Raw genomic sequence first — 14,959 nt, forward strand, 5'->3', positions numbered from 1 at the left:
TCCTTCAAGCAGACCAATACTTGTAGAAAAAGGAGTGTTCCTTATGGAAACAAGATATCATATTGGTCTTTTAACGGGGACTCTTCTGATTCTTGCGATCCTGTCTTATGCATATTATGCAGATTATAATTACAGGAAAGAAATTGCAAGGACAGAACAGACGGAGCAGCAGAAAACAGAACAGACAGTCAGCACTCAGGGTGGCGCACACAAAGAAGGGGTGTATTATCTGAAAAACCGCAACGGATATGTGATTGTTTATCTGGACGACCAGACAAGTATTTATGAATATACGAATATCCGTGTCGAAGAGCTTCCGGAAGAACTGCAGAATGAGATCCGGGAGGGAAAGCGGTTAGAGGGAAAAGACAAGCTTTATGGGTTCCTGGAAAATTATTCCAGCTGATTAAAAAGATAACATTATTATATAGAAAGACAAAGAAGGGATAAAAGAAAAATGGAGACAGCAAAAATTGAACGCATTAATGAATTATATAGAAAATCAAAAGCAGAAGGACTGACAGAGAAAGAGAAAAAAGAACAGCAGATTCTCAGACGGGAATATGTAGATGCATTCAAAAGAAATCTTCGTGGACAGCTTAATAACATTTCAATCAAGGAGAAGGATGGATCCATTACAAATCTGGGCGAGAAATATGGACAGAAAAAAGGAAATTAGGGCAAAAATTCTGAAAATGAGACAGGCACTTCCAAAAGAAGAGGTTCGGGAGAAGAGCCTGCGGATCATGAGACGCATTGAAGAGACAGAGACATTTAAAAATGCAGATAACCTTCTTGCGTATATTGATTTTCGTGGAGAGGTGGCAACCGGAACACTGATCGAGAAGGCATGGGAGCTTGGAAAAAAGGTCTATGTGCCACGGGTAGCGGGAAAAGAGATGGAGTTTTATCAGATACATTCTTTTGAGGATCTGGAAAAGGGGGCTTATGGCATCCTGGAGCCGAAAAAAGAATGCCCTGTTTATGAAGCCGGAGAAGGGCAGACTACACTGGCAATCCTGCCGGGAAGTGTTTTTGATGAAAAAAAGAACCGTGTCGGTTATGGCGGTGGATTTTATGATCGTTATTTTGAAAAACGGAAAGATATCTGCCGGATCGCAGCTGCTTATGAAATGCAGATTGTAGAAGAAATTGAGACCGAAGAATTTGATCTTCCGGCAGATTATGTTACAACGGAAGAGAGGTTCTGGTAGAAATTCCGAAAGTGTATCATAGAGAGTTTTGATTGAAAACAGGAATGGGAGCAAACATACAGGAACATTTGAAGAAAATCAATGGATGGTATGTTTGGCTCCCATTTTCAGGTTCATATAGTAAGGCTTATTCAGGATAAACCAGCTGTTTTTCTGTAATATTTTCCAGAACCTCAGTCAGATATCTTTTTGCCATATAATTTGCCATCGGAAGGTTCATGTCCAGATAGTTTCCGCAGTCTTTTGCAGCAGCTCCCGGTACGTCCCCATTGAAGTCTGCGATAAAAGCAAACATTTCTTTCATCAGTGGAACGATATCTTTTGATTCATAATCACCTACAAGAAGAAGGTAGAAGCCGGTACGGCATCCCATTGGTCCAAAGTAAAGTGTTTTTGATGCGTAGTCCCTGTGGTTACGAAGGAAGGTTGCACCAAGATGTTCGATGGTGTGAACCTCTGCAGTATTCATAACCGGTTCTTCATTCGGATTGGTCATGCGGATATCAAAGGTTGTAATGACCTGTTCGCCGGCAAAATCCTTACGTGAGACGTAAAGCCCAGGAACAAGTTTCAAATGGTCTATTGTGAAACTGGTAATTTTCTCCATAATCAAGTATCTCCTTTTTTGTACTACGTTTATTATAAGATACCAGGGTAAAAAGGTCAGAAAGCCGATGCAAGCTTGCTTGCAAGAGGTTTTTTGACATATTGACCCGCCAAAAACATGAGTAAGTAGCCATTTTTCAAAGAAAAATGAGCGGATTACGAATGTTTTTGAGGATTGCGAGAGTGCAAAGCACGTAGCAATCTGGTATCAAAGGGGTCAAAATACCTTTTGACCCCAACATCATTATAACTGTCATAAAGTTTAATAACAAGCCTTTTGGTGGAAGAAAGGTGAAAAATGTGCTATAATCGTTACTGTTAACTCCCGTGCCAATCGCTATGCTGACTGGCACGGAGGATGCGTGTGTTTTTAATGATAGCAGGAGGAAACTAAGAGATGAAAATATATATGATCCGTCATGGAGAGACGGACTGGAATAAAAAAAGAAAATTACAGGGACAGGTGGATATTCCGCTGAATGAATTTGGAAAACTACTTGCAAAAGAGACGGCTCCGGCACTCGCAGATGTTCCATTTGCGGTCTGTTACACAAGCCCGCTGAAAAGGGCGGCAGAGACGGCACGGCTCGTCCTGGGGGACAGGGAGGTTCCGATTGTTCCGGATAAGCGGATCCAGGAGATGAGCTTTGGAGAATTTGAGGGACTTTGTTGCAGAGAAGAGGGATGGAATATTCCGGATCCGGGATTTCGCAACTTTTTTAATGCACCGGAAGTGTACCAGCCGCCAAAAGGAGGGGAATCCTTTGAAGAAGTGCGTGCACGTCTGAATAATTTTCTGGAAGAGCTTTATCAGAAAGAAGATCTTCAGGATAAAAATGTACTTTTATCCACACATGGTGCAGCACTTTGCGGGATTCTGAGCCTGATGAAAGGTCTGCCGATTTCCGGGTACTGGCAGCAGGGGGTACATAAGAACTGTGCGGTATCAATTGCGGAAGTAAAAGATGGAAAAATAGAAATTTTACAGGAAAATGTGACTTATTATCAAGAGTCAGTGCAGGACTGGTAGAAAGTTATTTGATGTCCTAAAGGCTTTCTGATAAATTGCTTAATAAAAAAACTCCCATCCGGAGAAATGTGAGCTAATTATAACTCATTTCTTCTCTGGATGGGAGCTTTTTGATGTTAGATAAAATTCATTGGTATATTTAGACAGATAAGGAGCTATTTTTCAATCGCTTTACACGAATTCCGGACAACCAGCTTACACGGCAGTTTGATCTTAAGTGCAGGTCCCGGATGCTCCCTCAGGAGATGCTGCAGAATAGAAGCTCCGTACATTCCCATATGATAAGCTGGCGCACTGACCGTTGTCAGCGGTGGAGCAGAAAACTGTGCCATATTGATATCATCAAAGCCTACGATGGAAATATCCTCCGGAACACGGATCCCGTGTTCGGTAAAGGCTTTGATCGCACCAAAAGCGATCGGATCGCTTGCTGCAAAGATCGCCGTCGGCAGCTTGCCACCGTTGATCAGATTGCATGCCATCTCATAACCGGAAGAAATCTGGAATACACCCTCCTGGATATAAGGCTCATAAATCAAATCGTGTGCATCACAGTAATCAATAAAGACTTTTTTTCGGTAATCCGGATAGAGATGATTTTCGCCGATATATTCTTTTCCGGTAAAGAAACCAATCTCCCGGTGCCCGATCCCAGTCAGATAATCCAGAGCTTCTGTAACTGCTTCGCCGAAATCCGGAATGATCGTGGAAATCCGGTCATCGTTTACCGGCATATCTAGGAACAGGATGCACGAATTCATCTCATACAGATAAGAAATTTCCTCCTGACTGAATTTGCCGATACAGATCAGACAGTCTACATCCTTCAGAACGTCCATGTAATTGATGTCGCTTTTGTAGGTACGCACGATCTGGATATTGTGTGAGAGGCAGTAATCTTCAATTCCCTGACGGATCAGAAGATAATAATTATCCTCCAGTTCCTGCTGGGAAGAGAACCACTGAATGATCCCAAGGGTAAAAAGTGATTTGACAGAAGGACGTCCGCGCTTTACATAATGCAGCTCTCTTGCAGTATCCAGTACTTTCTGTCGGGTTTCCGGTGAGACATTGAGCGTCTCATCATTATTCAGTATACGTGAAACTGCTGCGGCAGAAACACCGGCAGCAGAAGCAATATCTTTGATTGTTGCCATAAGCGGCCCCCTTGTTAAAAAATTTCTGATTCTTCTATTATAACAGAGGAGTAAAAAAATGGAAAGTGAAAGAATTATGTAGAACTGTACAAAAATTCACTAGTAAATTTATCAAAATATTTAGTAAATATATATTGCAAATTTACTAAATATATTTTATAATGCAATTATCAAAGCAGAATCGAAAATGTATTTGGAGGAAATGAAGATGAAACAGCTTACAAAACTTATGGAAGAAATGAAACAAGGCGTGTACCGTGATACATTAAAAGATATTTATATTGATGAAAGTGTGATTGCACATCAGGAAGAACGCTATGTAAAAGCGATGGCAGAGTATCAGAAATTGTATGGGGACAGAGAAGTAGAAGTATACAGCGCACCGGGACGAAGTGAAGTTGGTGGAAATCATACAGATCATCAGCACGGAATGGTGCTTGCAACCTCTATTAATCTGGATGCGATCGCAATTGTAAATAAAAATGAAGATATGACCGTCCGTGTGGTATCTGAAGGATATGATATGATCGTTATCGATGCGAATGATGTAGAAAAGGTTGACAAAGAAGAAGGGACATCTATCGGACTGATCCGTGGCGTACTTGCAGGACTGAAAGAACGCGGATACAAGATTGGTGGATTCAATGCTTATGTGACAAGTGATGTGCTGATCGGAGCAGGACTTTCTTCGTCTGCTGCATTTGAAACAATCATTGGAACCATTGTTTCCGGACTTTACAACGATATGCAGATCAGCATGGTAGAGATTGCACAGATTGGTCAGTATTCTGAAAATGTTTACTTTGGAAAGCCAAGTGGTCTGATGGACCAGACAGCCTGCGCGGTTGGTGGACTGATCCACATTGATTTCAAAGATCCAAAGGCTCCGGTTGTAGAAAAAGTAGATGTAGATTTTGAAAATCATGCATGCAGTCTGTGCATCGTAGATACCAAAGGTTCTCATCAGGATCTGACACCGGATTATGCACAGATTCCGGCGGATATGAAAGCTATTGCAACATATTTTGGAAAAGAAGTTCTCCGTGACGTAGATGAAAAAGAATTTTTTGCAGCGATCCCGGCACTCCGCGAGAAGCTTGGAGACCGTCCGGTGCTTCGGGCTATGCATTTCTTCGGTGATAATGCGAGAGTTGCAGCACAGGTTGCATCCCTTCGCGAAGGAAGATTTGAAGATTTCCTTAATATGATCAAAGCATCCGGAGATTCCTCTTTCAAATATCTTCAGAATGTATATACTAACCGTGACGTGCAGAACCAGGCAGTATCCATTGCCCTTGCAGTCAGCGAAAATGTACTCGGAAACCATGGAGTATGCCGTGTGCATGGAGGCGGATTTGCCGGAACCATTCAGGCATTTGTGAAGAATGATTTTGTAGAAGAGTACAGAAAAGCATTGGATGCAGTATTTGGAGAAGGATCCTGCCACGTATTAAAGGTTCGTAAATATGGCGGAATGAAAGTAATCGCGTAAACGAAAATATGCTAGCTGTCAAGGTTAGACATAAATACAGATTTTAGTTTGCTATCTGAATAAATAAAGGATTCGGTGTAAAAATGTGCCGCATTGAAAATGGATGGATATAAGACGAGCAAAAAGATTTGGAGGAAGAAAAATGATCGATCAGGCAATTACAGAACTGGTACAGTATGGATTAGATACGGGGCTTGTAGCACCGGAAGATAAAATATTTGTTACCAATCAGATTTTAGAGGCACTTGGTCTGGAGTCTTACGAGGAGACACCAGGAAGCAGGGGTGCAGAGGAGCTGGAACAGATTCTGAAGGAGATTACAGATTATGCAGTGGAAAAAGAACTGATTGCAGATTCAATCGTGTACCGGGATCTGTTTGATACAAAAATCATGGGAAAACTGGTCCCGCTGCCGAGCATGGTAAGCCATAAATTCTATGAACTGTATCAGGAAGGACCGAAAAAGGCGACCGATTATTTTTACAAGCTTAGTCAGGACAGCGATTATATCCGCAGATACCGGATTAAAAAGGATCAGAAATGGATCACAGAGACACCATATGGGGAGATGGAGATCACCATCAATCTGTCCAAACCGGAAAAAGATCCGAAAGCGATCGCGGCAGCAAAAAATGCTACACAGAGTGGTTATCCGAAATGCCAGCTGTGTAAGGAAAATGAAGGCTACGCCGGTCGCGTCAATCATCCGGCAAGACAGAATCACCGGATCATTCCGGTCAGGATCGATGGAAAAGACTGGGGATTCCAGTATTCACCGTATGTATATTACAATGAACACTGCATCGTTTTCAACGGAGAGCATGTGCCGATGAAAATTGAGCGTGCAACTTTTGCAAAGCTGTTGGATTTTGTCAGCCAGTTTCCACACTATTTTGTTGGTTCCAATGCAGATCTTCCAATCGTAGGAGGATCGATCCTAAGCCATGATCATTTCCAGGGTGGAAATCATGAATTTGCAATGGCAAAAGCTCCGGTTATTAAAGAATATGTGATTCCGGGGTATGAAGATGTGCGCGCCGGAATGGTAAAATGGCCAATGTCTGTTATCCGTCTGCAGTGCAAAGACAAAGAACGTCTGATCAGCGCAGCTGACCATATTTTAATGTGTTGGAGATCTTATACAGACGAAGCAGCATTTATCTTTGCCGAGACGAACGGAGAACCGCACAACACGATCACTCCGATCGCCAGAATCAGGGATGGGTATTTTGAGCTGGATCTTGTTCTCAGAAATAATATTACGACAGAAGAACACCCGCTTGGCGTTTACCATCCGCATGCAAAATTACATCACATCAAGAAAGAGAATATTGGTCTGATCGAGGTGATGGGACTTGCAGTGCTGCCGTCAAGACTGAAAAGTGAGATGGAACAGCTTGCAGATGCAATCCTTGAAGGAAAGGACATCCGCAGCAATGAAGTGCTTGAAAAGCATGCAGACTGGGTAGAAGAATTCCTTCCAAAATATACAGACATTACGAAAGAAAATATCATGGACATTCTCCATGAGGAAATCGGACAGGTGTTTAACCAGGTGCTGGAAGATGCCGGTGTTTATAAGCAGACAGAAGAAGGCAGGGCAGCATTTGAGCGGTTTGTTGGAAGCCTGTAGTATAGAGCAAAAAAAGAATATAAAAGGATAAAAAAGGACTAAAACTCGGGTGTCGGACCGAACTTCAATTGTTCGGGGAAACTACCTGAGTTTTAGTCCTGATTTATTATACATCAGCACAAATGTACCGACAAGATAAATTTTTAGTCATCCTGTTCTTCTGTATTCAGATCCAGGATTGCCTGCCTTTTCGCGGCAGTTGCGTCTGCTCCACTCGACTTGAGAAGAGATTTGCACCGGAAATGACCGATGCGGGCAGGATTTCTCATAGGATGTTTTAAAAATTCCAATATATTTTGATTTCTTGTTTAGAAGTACCATCAGAACTTGAACATATGACGATATGGTCGATGAAAGTCTCCACCATACTTCTCGTGAGTTCTTTCGGACGCGAATAGGATTCGAGCACACCTGCTTTTTCTCTTAAGATTTCCTGCGAGCGAAGAATTTTATTGTAATTCTCAGTGCAAAGATCCACTTTACGTTCTGCCAATTCCTTTCCAGCTGACAGCTCTCTGGATAGGAATTGATAATCTGAATTTGAGATACTTCCTGATGCTTTGTCTAAATATAGACATTTGAGACCGGTCTCGTATTCAACAAGTTTCTTTTTGTGTTGGGCAAGTTCTGCTTTTAAGCGTTTTATTTCAATGCCTATAGTACTTTCTTCATCCATTATTTCTGAAAATAAGGAGCCATCCTTGTATTTGGCCGCGAGGATATCCAATTGGTCGAGAATGGTTTTTTCCATCAAGGCGTTGGAGACCGCATGTACAGGACAAGGATTGATTTCAGGGTGCCTTCTGACGCATATTACGTAATTGTAGTACGTACCAGATTTTCTTTTTGACCTTCCGGTTCTCATCAATTTGTTGCAATGGCCACAATAAACTTTTCGGGAAAAGAGGCCTATTTCCTCCGATCGTGTAAAAGAACGCGCTCCGACAGCGAGTAGTGCCTGGGTTTGATTCCAAGTTTCCAGCGATATAATCGCTTCATGTGTTCCGATGACACGAATCCAATCTTCTTTTGGCAACGTTCGAAGTTTTTTTGTTTTATAAGATTCGGATGCTTGTCGGCCTTGAACCATATTGCCGATATACATTTCCTCTTTAAGGATTCGCGAAATAGAGCAGGAATCCCACTCACCTGCCATGAAGGCATTTTTATATTTATCCCCCTGTTGGATTTTGTATAGTCCCGGCGGCGGGATTTGTTCTGAATTTAAGATGCGGGCGATGTCTGCTCTACTGTTTCCTTCAAGGTACATCTTGAAAATTCGTTCCACCACGGCGGCGGCAACTGGATCGGGAATGATATGTCCTTTTTGGTTCGGGTCTTTCATGTAACCATATCTGACCCAGGCACCGATATGGTGCCCTTTTCTGCGAAGGTCATCAAGGGAACTCTTGATGTTTTCAGACATATCTTCGAGATACCATTCATTTACAAGTCCGTTGATCTGCCTGGCTTTTTTGTTGCCTTTAACCGATGTATCCGCTCCGTCTACCATGCCGACGAACCGGATACCCCAAATTGGGAAGAGGCCGTGGATGTATTTTTCCACGAGCTCCATTTCACGGGTGAATCGTGCTTGCGTCTTGCACAGGATGATACCGAATTTACCTTCCCGTGCGTCCGTAATCAACCTGTTGAACTCTGGGCGAGATCTGTCTGCGCCGGCATAGTCGTCATCGTTATAGATGTCATAGACAGTCCATCCATGTTTCGATGCGAATTCAAGAAGCATTGATTTTTGATTTTGGATCGAGAGACTGTCGTCGGTTTCATGAACCTTGTCATGGTCTTCTTCGGAAAGCCGTACATAGATTGCAGCTATCCGATCTCTGTTGTCTTGTGTTTTCATAAGTGTTCCACCTTCCTGATGGAACGACCGTCATAAGTATTATAGTACTACTATGTGGTATTGTCATATTTAGTTTGGAACCGCGGACTAAAATTTCCAAGTTATGTCGATCGCTTGCGTTCCTGATTTTGGATCGCGTTTATGTACATAGACTGATTCTATAAGCATCGAAACCTTAGTCTTATCTAGGCGGTTAAAGTCGGCGGCTTTAAGAATTGTTTCCATTCTTATGGATTCAGCTGCTATTGATTCATTCAGATGGAGTAATTCGCTCGAAGCACGTTTCGATTTCAATCTGAGCTTGTCTACGTCGTTTCTGATTCTGCTTAATGCAGAATTAAAATCGTCAATAGACATACCATCTGTAGCGCGTTTGAGATATAGATCGCGGCTTCTCTGCTCGTAGGCCGTGATGTCCTTCTCAATGAGCTCGACAGCGGTTTTCAGCCTGTTTTTCTCCTGAATAAGATCGGCGGACTGCGCGTCCTGACATATGCCTATTTGGACGCGATCATCGGAGTACCTATCGGCAAGATTCTTCAACTCATGGAGAATTGCGCTTTCAAGATGCTTCTCGGATATGAATGCACCTTTGCAGTGCGAAGGGCTTTTTTTTCTGGTCGGGCAGAAAAGGGTACGTTCGTATCCCGTTTTACGTAAAGTTTTTCCTTTTGTAAGAATTTTTCCACAGCTTGCACAACGGACTTCCTTACCGAAAATGCCTGGTGGAAAGTTCTTTTTTTGCTCGTGAAGATTGTGAGCTCCGGCTTCCTTTCTTGCTTTAAGTTCTCTACGCAATAACTCATCGTCAATGATTGCCGGATGGTGGCCCACTGTGCGAACCCATTGGTCTTTTGGAATATTTTTCTTGCTGTGAAATTGGCCTTCAGGTGTGAGTTGTCGTCCTTGGCACAATGTGCCCAGGTATGTTTCATTATGTAGGATCGAATATATGCAACCTGCAGACCAAAGTGAGCTTGAGGGACGATTATGCCATGAGTAGCCCGTTAATTTGGCATAAGACGTTGGGTTCGGTATCCCCTCTTCATTTAGTGTTCGAGCTATAGTAGGCGCCCCGATGCCTCCGGCGTGCATTTCCCAAATTCGCCTTACGACTGAAGCCGCAACTGGATCAATGATAAAACAGTTGATATCGTCTGGATCCGGACGATATCCGTAAGGTAGGACAGAGCCAGTGTATTTTCCCCTGATTCTTTTAAGTTTTAAAGTAGCCTTTATGTTGTCTGATAGGTTCTCTAGGTACCACTGATTTACAAGTCCGTTGATCTGCCTGGCTTTTTTGTTGCCTTTAACCGATGTATCCGCTCCGTCTACCATGCCGACGAACCGGATACCCCAAATTGGGAAGAGACCGTGGATGTATTTTTCCACGAGCTCCATGTCTCTGGTAAAGCGCGATTGGTTTTTACAAAGAATGATATTGAACTTTCTAAGCGAGGCATCTCGTATCAATCTATTGAATTCGGGACGGTCCCGTGCAACTCCGGAAAGATTATCGTCGCAGTAAATATCGAAAATTTGCCATCCGTTGATTTCGGCAAAATCGGTAAGCATCGATTTTTGGTTTTGGATACTTCTACTGAGATTATCTATTTTGTTTTCGTCGAGATCTTCCTTCGATAGACGACAGTAGATTGCGACGGCCTGTGGTGTTTCAATTTGCATTTGTCCATCCTCCTTTGGGACGATGGAATGTCGTCTGTTTGCAGTTCAGTATTATAATACTATCGTTTTACAGTATTGTCGATTTGGGTTATCTGTCCTGTTTCTGAATAAGCAAGCGATTCTCTTTGGATGATTTTCGCTATACAAATGTTGAACCTCTTCTTGATTTCTTCCTCCGTTTTCCCCTTGAAGATATTTGTGCAGATGACGGTTGTTCCATTCTTCATTGTTTGATCTCCTTTTTTTCTTTTCTCAGACATTTACGCGTCGTTGTCTAAAAGTGCAAATCTTCATTTTGATACTACCGTACGCTAGTACTCCTAAAAGATGTCGGGCTCAATCGGCGCCGGCCTTTTTGGAAAAAGGAAAGTTCCCTCTGGGATCGGGAACTGGGCCTATCCGAGGCATTGGCATTCTATGCCGCTCCTGCGCTTGACCATCAAGGGTGCCTGCGCATCTTTCTGCAACTTTTTCCTCCGCATGCTCCGTAAAAACTGGCAGAAAGACTTCGCCCTTGATTCGCGCCCTCGCTCCACTACGTTGCATTCATGCCCGGTATAGGCACAGCAGAACAGACAAGCTGTTCAGCCTAAATCATTTAAAAATAGGAGGAAAACAAGATGGGAAGAGCGAAGAAAAACGTAGAGGTCGAGGCCCAGGTGATCGCAAGGGGAAATGTCGTTCCGATGATGACTGAAACGGAGAGTGCGGAGACAGTCCAGTATGTTTCCGATGAGGATGCTGCAAGGGAGGATAGGCTGGTTTCAGAGATCCGGATGATTACGGAACAGACGAAACAGGTCGTCCTGTTCAACTCAATCGAGATCGGCAGGCGTCTGACCGAGGCGAAAGCTATGGTGAAGCGCGGAACGTGGGGAACGTGGCTTAAGGAAAGGGTTGATTACAGCCAGAGGACGGCGAACAACTTCATGAAGATCTATCAAGAGTACGGTCGGAACGGGTTGGCAGAGAAATCGCAAGCGCTTGCGAATTTGAGTTACACGCAGGCTTTGGCTTTGATTGACCTTCCGGAAGACGAGCGTGCGAGATTTGCAGAGGAACGCAAAGCCGGTGAGATGGCATTGCGCAGGCTCCAGGAGGAGGTGAGACAGGAGAAGGAAAAGGTCACAGCCGTTAAGGAGCTTGCAAACAGGAACGCAGCCGAGGCGGAAGCTAAGTTCGCAGACGCGCTGAAACAAAAGGATACTCAAATGGCGAAATTGACTGCCGAGAAAGCCAAGGTTGCTGCTCAGATCGAGGCATTAGAGAAACGGGCGGCAGAGGCCGAGAAATCCAACCAGAAGCGGCAGAAAGAGGCAATCGGTATTGCCCTTGAAGAGGAGCGGAAGAAACTCGATGCCGCCGCCGAAAAGCAGTCGGAACTGCTTAAACAGATTGACGAACTGAATGGACAGAGAGATCGACAGGTTACCGAGGCCCGACGGAAAGCCGAAGAGGAGATGAATGCCAAGTTTGCAAAGGAACGTGCCGAACTTGAGGAAAAGGAGAGGGCGGCGAAAGCCGTTGCAGACGTCGCACGGAAACAGATCGATGCCGCCAAACGCCAAGTGACTGAGGCAATCGAGAACAGGGAGCTGACCGGAGCTATTGCGAGAGCCAAGTTCGCAATCGAATCCGCGCTCGACGCATATTCTAGGGCGGCCGACACGGTGATCGAGGTCGGCAGGCTCGACAAAGTGGAGGCGTCAAAACTCCTCGATGACATGGCGGAATCCAGCCAGAGTATTGTGGCGAAGTTCGTGAAGACTCTTAAATCTGAATAGCATTACGGTACTATGCTACCGAGATACCAGTAACCCGTAGTCGGAATGCACAGAAAATGATATATCACAAACCAGCAGGCAGGACGCGCAAAAAGCGTCCAGCCTTGCAAAAGATCGGTGTTATCGGTAGTAGTTTCGTACCGTAGTAGTATGGTATTTACACCACGTATTACACGTGCTATAATTAGAGAAAGGGTAAACGGAAGATGAGGTTTCGGGAGCTTGAAAGGCTGATTGTCGCGGATGGCTGGATTCGGTGTGATGTGAAAGGATCACACTACCAGTACCGGCATCCGTTGAAGAAAGGGAAGGTTACGATACCGAGGCATGGCGGCGACATTCCGTTGAGGGTCGCGATTTCCGTGCTGAGGCAGGCGGGGCTGAAGTAGTTTTTGATTAAGGAGGAAACGGTATGTGCTATATCTATCCAGCGGTGTTCTATAGAGAAGTGGACGGTCGCTATTCGGTTATTTTTCCAGATCTGAATGATTTGGCGACCTACGGAAATGATTTTGCGGATGCGTTTGCGATGGCCCAGGAGGCATGTGGGCAGTATCTCTTCAATGAATTGAAGGAAGGCAATGTTCTTCCGGTGGCTTCCTCCATCGAGGATGTCATTGCGGAGGAGGATGGAGCGATTGTCAATATGGTCGACATCGATCTCAAGGCGTTCGAGAGGAAATACGGGGAGAGGTCGGTAAAGAAGACATTGACGATTCCTGGGTGGCTGAATGCATCATGCGAGGAACGCGGAATCAATTTTTCCAAAGTCTTGCAGGAAGCGTTGATTGCCCGCCTCCAGGCAAGATAGGTAGACGAAAGGGCTGGTAGCGGTTATACGCTACCAGCCCTTACCATGTCCAGTCGGCTGTTCCGCGATTCAGTCCCCTATCGGGTCGATCACATCAAGTCCGAGATTTCTGGCATAGTCTTCATTTTACCTACGTTGCTCATCCTCGCTTTTCGGCATTTCAGGAATTTTAGGATCGTCTTCCAAAGCGAACGTTTTGGTATTTTTCTCCATTGGATTGCCTCCGTGATTATATTGTCGTATGGTAGTATTATACCACAGCGGGATTAGGTTGTACAACGTAACCAAGGGGAGACCGGTTCGCGGTCTCCCCTGCTATCTTTAGGTTTTAAGAGTCGTGTTTCGATTTTGATTTACGTGTTACGTTTTATATGTCCTCTCTCTCTGATATCGAACAGCAGGATTTTTGCCATTAGCTTCGCTTCAAGTCGCAGTTTCAGTTCGTTGTCGCATACGATGGAAACGTTGCCGTTTTCCGCAATATATTCCCGGCGGCAGAGTGAGAGTATGTACGGTCTGTAATGCCGTATAACCTGTTCCAATGCCTGTGGGTCGCCCTGCGTTGCAAGGACGATGGTTTCAAATGGAACAAGTTTGTTTTTTCGCCTGCTCATCAGTATTCCTCACTTTCTTGTTCGAGCATCTTTCGCATCATTGCGAGCGCACGCGAGCGATGGTATTGGACATTGGCGCGTCCGGTGCCGAGCGCGTCGCCGATTTCGCGGTCGTTCATCTCTCCGAAGTAGGATAGAAGGACGATCTTTCTTTTTGCTCTGGGAAGGGTCATGAGCGCATCGTATACGCCCTGATCGCACACAATGAAATGCAAACCGTCTTCCACGATATCCCGTTCGAATTGGAAATACCGGTCTGTCGTGATGAGCTTGTTCAGCTCTTCAGGCGACATCTCTCCGAAGAGCTGTTCGCGTTTCAGTTTGCGTTTACGCTGGTCGTATGCGTCCCTCGCTTCATTTCTGAGGATTACTTTGCAGTAGGCGTCAAACGCGCATTGGTTTGACTTCTCGAAGTCCTTGTCGCTGTTACCCATAGGTTTCACCTCCTTTCGATCTGTCGAGACGGCAAGAGAGGTGCAGTCCGCATCGGCTGGATGGCGGAAAAGGACATGATGTTTTCCGCCTACAACGATGACGAACGCTCTATGTAAAGCGCAAAGCCTTCGGAAGACATATTTGATTATCTGGCTATAAAAAGGCGGAGGCACCACCTGGAAAGGAATCAGGTGGTGCCTCCTCGTTAAGCGACAATAAGACTATAACACGATTCGACTTTAGTATCATCGAAAAATTTGGGTAATTTTTTCTCTAGTATTACAAGGCATTTTCGATTGAGCGATCACTTAGCATACTACTGTGGTATATTGGTATTACGGCACCACGAGAGAAGGGAATAAGAATGATGCTGTATCGATTCGAGGTCGATTACACCGTTCCCGGGAAAATGGGAAGCAAGAATTACGTGACGGCGGTGGCAGCGACCGATGCCGCCCATGCGAGGGTGGAGGCCGGGAAGATTTTTGAGGGCTTGAAGGAGGACTATGGCTATGATAAGGCACTCGGGAAACTGTACAGTGCGAGCGGCATCTGCAAGTGCATAGCCGAGTTCAATGAGCCTGTCGCACAGATGTCGAAAGCCTAATTGACTGAATTGAAGGAGAAAAA

18 protein-coding genes are annotated in these 14,959 nt (G+C 44.6%); 10 read left to right on the forward strand and 8 right to left on the reverse strand.

Going from position 1 to position 14,959, the window contains the following annotated elements; all coding sequences use genetic code 11:
* The first annotated feature begins 43 nt into the window (after positions 1 to 43).
* From NQ556_RS07225 to NQ556_RS07235, 3 genes are read left to right on the forward strand one after another with little or no spacing between them, the layout of a single operon-like run.
* Positions 44 to 406, forward strand: a complete 363-nt coding sequence (locus NQ556_RS07225; RefSeq protein WP_008370795.1) for a hypothetical protein — start codon at positions 44 to 46, stop codon at positions 404 to 406.
* A 51-nt stretch (positions 407 to 457) separates the two neighbouring features.
* Positions 458 to 679 (forward strand): DUF896 domain-containing protein, encoded by a 222-nt coding sequence (locus NQ556_RS07230; protein ID WP_008370794.1) that lies wholly within the window; start codon positions 458 to 460, stop codon positions 677 to 679.
* Complete coding sequence (locus tag NQ556_RS07235) at positions 657 to 1,214, forward strand: 5-formyltetrahydrofolate cyclo-ligase (RefSeq protein WP_008370793.1); 558 nt, start codon at positions 657 to 659, stop codon at positions 1,212 to 1,214. Before NQ556_RS07230 ends, NQ556_RS07235 begins: the two co-directional genes overlap by 23 nt.
* A gap of 127 nt (positions 1,215 to 1,341) precedes the next feature.
* Here NQ556_RS07235 and NQ556_RS07240 read toward each other — a convergent pair whose 3' ends face one another.
* Positions 1,342 to 1,821 carry an S-ribosylhomocysteine lyase gene (locus NQ556_RS07240; protein WP_008370792.1) on the reverse strand — a complete coding sequence of 160 codons (480 nt, stop codon included), beginning with the start codon at positions 1,819 to 1,821 and terminating at the stop codon, positions 1,342 to 1,344.
* Positions 1,822 to 2,217: 396 nt separating this feature from the next.
* Here NQ556_RS07240 and NQ556_RS07245 point away from each other — a divergent pair, with 396 nt between their 5' ends.
* Complete coding sequence (locus NQ556_RS07245; RefSeq protein ID WP_008370791.1) at positions 2,218 to 2,850, forward strand: histidine phosphatase family protein; 633 nt, start codon at positions 2,218 to 2,220, stop codon at positions 2,848 to 2,850.
* A 155-nt stretch (positions 2,851 to 3,005) separates the two neighbouring features.
* Here NQ556_RS07245 and NQ556_RS07250 read toward each other — a convergent pair whose 3' ends face one another.
* Positions 3,006 to 4,007, reverse strand: a complete 1,002-nt coding sequence (locus tag NQ556_RS07250) for a LacI family DNA-binding transcriptional regulator (protein ID WP_008370790.1) — start codon at positions 4,005 to 4,007, stop codon at positions 3,006 to 3,008.
* A 208-nt stretch (positions 4,008 to 4,215) separates the two neighbouring features.
* On the opposite strand from NQ556_RS07250, the gene NQ556_RS07255 reads away from it, so the two are divergent.
* Positions 4,216 to 5,499, forward strand: a complete 1,284-nt coding sequence (locus tag NQ556_RS07255; protein WP_022220631.1) for a galactokinase — start codon at positions 4,216 to 4,218, stop codon at positions 5,497 to 5,499.
* A 142-nt stretch (positions 5,500 to 5,641) separates the two neighbouring features.
* Positions 5,642 to 7,132: a UDP-glucose--hexose-1-phosphate uridylyltransferase gene (gene galT, locus NQ556_RS07260; protein WP_022220630.1), complete on the forward strand. Its 1,491-nt coding sequence runs from the start codon at positions 5,642 to 5,644 to the stop codon at positions 7,130 to 7,132.
* Between the two features lie 143 nt (positions 7,133 to 7,275).
* Here galT and NQ556_RS07265 read toward each other — a convergent pair whose 3' ends face one another.
* The 4 genes from NQ556_RS07265 to NQ556_RS07280 all read right to left on the reverse strand — a co-directional run bounded on the left by NQ556_RS07265 (position 7,276) and on the right by NQ556_RS07280 (position 10,912).
* Complete coding sequence (locus NQ556_RS07265; RefSeq protein ID WP_008370787.1) at positions 7,276 to 7,422, reverse strand: hypothetical protein; 147 nt, start codon at positions 7,420 to 7,422, stop codon at positions 7,276 to 7,278.
* A complete protein-coding gene (locus NQ556_RS07270; RefSeq protein WP_008370786.1) occupies positions 7,410 to 8,999 on the reverse strand; it encodes a recombinase family protein in 1,590 nt (529 codons plus the stop codon). Before NQ556_RS07270 ends, NQ556_RS07265 begins: the two co-directional genes overlap by 13 nt.
* A gap of 87 nt (positions 9,000 to 9,086) precedes the next feature.
* On the reverse strand, positions 9,087 to 10,685 hold the full coding sequence (locus tag NQ556_RS07275) for a recombinase family protein (RefSeq protein ID WP_204575923.1): 1,599 nt from the start codon (positions 10,683 to 10,685) through the stop codon (positions 9,087 to 9,089).
* A gap of 59 nt (positions 10,686 to 10,744) precedes the next feature.
* A complete protein-coding gene (locus NQ556_RS07280; RefSeq protein ID WP_158530888.1) occupies positions 10,745 to 10,912 on the reverse strand; it encodes a hypothetical protein in 168 nt (55 codons plus the stop codon).
* A 393-nt stretch (positions 10,913 to 11,305) separates the two neighbouring features.
* Here NQ556_RS07280 and NQ556_RS07285 point away from each other — a divergent pair, with 393 nt between their 5' ends.
* From NQ556_RS07285 to NQ556_RS07295, 3 genes are all read left to right on the forward strand, one after another.
* On the forward strand, positions 11,306 to 12,469 hold the full coding sequence (locus NQ556_RS07285) for a DUF3102 domain-containing protein (protein WP_008370781.1): 1,164 nt from the start codon (positions 11,306 to 11,308) through the stop codon (positions 12,467 to 12,469).
* 206 nt (positions 12,470 to 12,675) lie between these two features.
* On the forward strand, positions 12,676 to 12,858 hold the full coding sequence (locus tag NQ556_RS07290) for a type II toxin-antitoxin system HicA family toxin (protein WP_008370780.1): 183 nt from the start codon (positions 12,676 to 12,678) through the stop codon (positions 12,856 to 12,858).
* Between the two features lie 23 nt (positions 12,859 to 12,881).
* Entirely contained in the window at positions 12,882 to 13,280 is a 399-nt protein-coding gene (locus tag NQ556_RS07295; protein ID WP_008370779.1) for a type II toxin-antitoxin system HicB family antitoxin, read from the forward strand.
* A 353-nt stretch (positions 13,281 to 13,633) separates the two neighbouring features.
* On the opposite strand, the gene NQ556_RS07300 is transcribed toward NQ556_RS07295, so the two are convergent.
* Together NQ556_RS07300 and NQ556_RS07305 are read right to left on the reverse strand one after the other, a co-directional pair.
* On the reverse strand, positions 13,634 to 13,894 hold the full coding sequence (locus NQ556_RS07300; RefSeq protein ID WP_008370778.1) for a helix-turn-helix domain-containing protein: 261 nt from the start codon (positions 13,892 to 13,894) through the stop codon (positions 13,634 to 13,636).
* Positions 13,894 to 14,328: an RNA polymerase sigma factor gene (locus tag NQ556_RS07305; protein ID WP_044998695.1), complete on the reverse strand. Its 435-nt coding sequence runs from the start codon at positions 14,326 to 14,328 to the stop codon at positions 13,894 to 13,896. The genes NQ556_RS07300 and NQ556_RS07305 overlap by 1 nt, the downstream gene beginning before the upstream one ends.
* Before the next feature lie 365 nt (positions 14,329 to 14,693).
* Between NQ556_RS07305 and NQ556_RS07310 the strand changes: the two genes are divergently transcribed.
* The gene (locus NQ556_RS07310; protein ID WP_008370776.1) at positions 14,694 to 14,936 is read left to right on the forward strand and encodes a hypothetical protein; all 243 of its coding nucleotides are present in this window, start codon (positions 14,694 to 14,696) and stop codon (positions 14,934 to 14,936) included.
* Positions 14,937 to 14,959: the final 23 nt, after the last annotated feature.

It is taken from the genome of Coprococcus comes ATCC 27758 (assembly GCF_025149785.1).
Lineage (GTDB): Bacteria > Bacillota > Clostridia > Lachnospirales > Lachnospiraceae > Allocoprococcus > Allocoprococcus comes.

What these genes read in the sequence shown, in the direction of transcription:
- NQ556_RS07285 (WP_008370781.1), top strand. Translation starts at nt 11,306, where the DNA reads ATGGGAAGAGCGAAGAAAAACGTAGAGGTCGAGGCCCAGGTGATCGCA.
- NQ556_RS07310 (WP_008370776.1), top strand. Translation starts at nt 14,694, where the DNA reads ATGATGCTGTATCGATTCGAGGTCGATTACACCGTTCCCGGGAAAATG.
- NQ556_RS07295 (WP_008370779.1), top strand. Translation starts at nt 12,882, where the DNA reads ATGTGCTATATCTATCCAGCGGTGTTCTATAGAGAAGTGGACGGTCGC.
- NQ556_RS07245 (WP_008370791.1), top strand. Translation starts at nt 2,218, where the DNA reads ATGAAAATATATATGATCCGTCATGGAGAGACGGACTGGAATAAAAAA.
- NQ556_RS07305 (WP_044998695.1), bottom strand. Translation starts at nt 14,328, where the DNA reads ATGGGTAACAGCGACAAGGACTTCGAGAAGTCAAACCAATGCGCGTTT.
- NQ556_RS07270 (WP_008370786.1), bottom strand. Translation starts at nt 8,999, where the DNA reads ATGAAAACACAAGACAACAGAGATCGGATAGCTGCAATCTATGTACGG.
- NQ556_RS07225 (WP_008370795.1), top strand. Translation starts at nt 44, where the DNA reads ATGGAAACAAGATATCATATTGGTCTTTTAACGGGGACTCTTCTGATT.
- NQ556_RS07275 (WP_204575923.1), bottom strand. Translation starts at nt 10,685, where the DNA reads ATGCAAATTGAAACACCACAGGCCGTCGCAATCTACTGTCGTCTATCG.
- NQ556_RS07300 (WP_008370778.1), bottom strand. Translation starts at nt 13,894, where the DNA reads ATGAGCAGGCGAAAAAACAAACTTGTTCCATTTGAAACCATCGTCCTT.
- NQ556_RS07255 (WP_022220631.1), top strand. Translation starts at nt 4,216, where the DNA reads ATGAAACAGCTTACAAAACTTATGGAAGAAATGAAACAAGGCGTGTAC.
- NQ556_RS07280 (WP_158530888.1), bottom strand. Translation starts at nt 10,912, where the DNA reads ATGAAGAATGGAACAACCGTCATCTGCACAAATATCTTCAAGGGGAAA.
- NQ556_RS07250 (WP_008370790.1), bottom strand. Translation starts at nt 4,007, where the DNA reads ATGGCAACAATCAAAGATATTGCTTCTGCTGCCGGTGTTTCTGCCGCA.
- NQ556_RS07240 (WP_008370792.1), bottom strand. Translation starts at nt 1,821, where the DNA reads ATGGAGAAAATTACCAGTTTCACAATAGACCATTTGAAACTTGTTCCT.
- NQ556_RS07290 (WP_008370780.1), top strand. Translation starts at nt 12,676, where the DNA reads ATGAGGTTTCGGGAGCTTGAAAGGCTGATTGTCGCGGATGGCTGGATT.
- NQ556_RS07230 (WP_008370794.1), top strand. Translation starts at nt 458, where the DNA reads ATGGAGACAGCAAAAATTGAACGCATTAATGAATTATATAGAAAATCA.
- galT (WP_022220630.1), top strand. Translation starts at nt 5,642, where the DNA reads ATGATCGATCAGGCAATTACAGAACTGGTACAGTATGGATTAGATACG.
- NQ556_RS07235 (WP_008370793.1), top strand. Translation starts at nt 657, where the DNA reads ATGGACAGAAAAAAGGAAATTAGGGCAAAAATTCTGAAAATGAGACAG.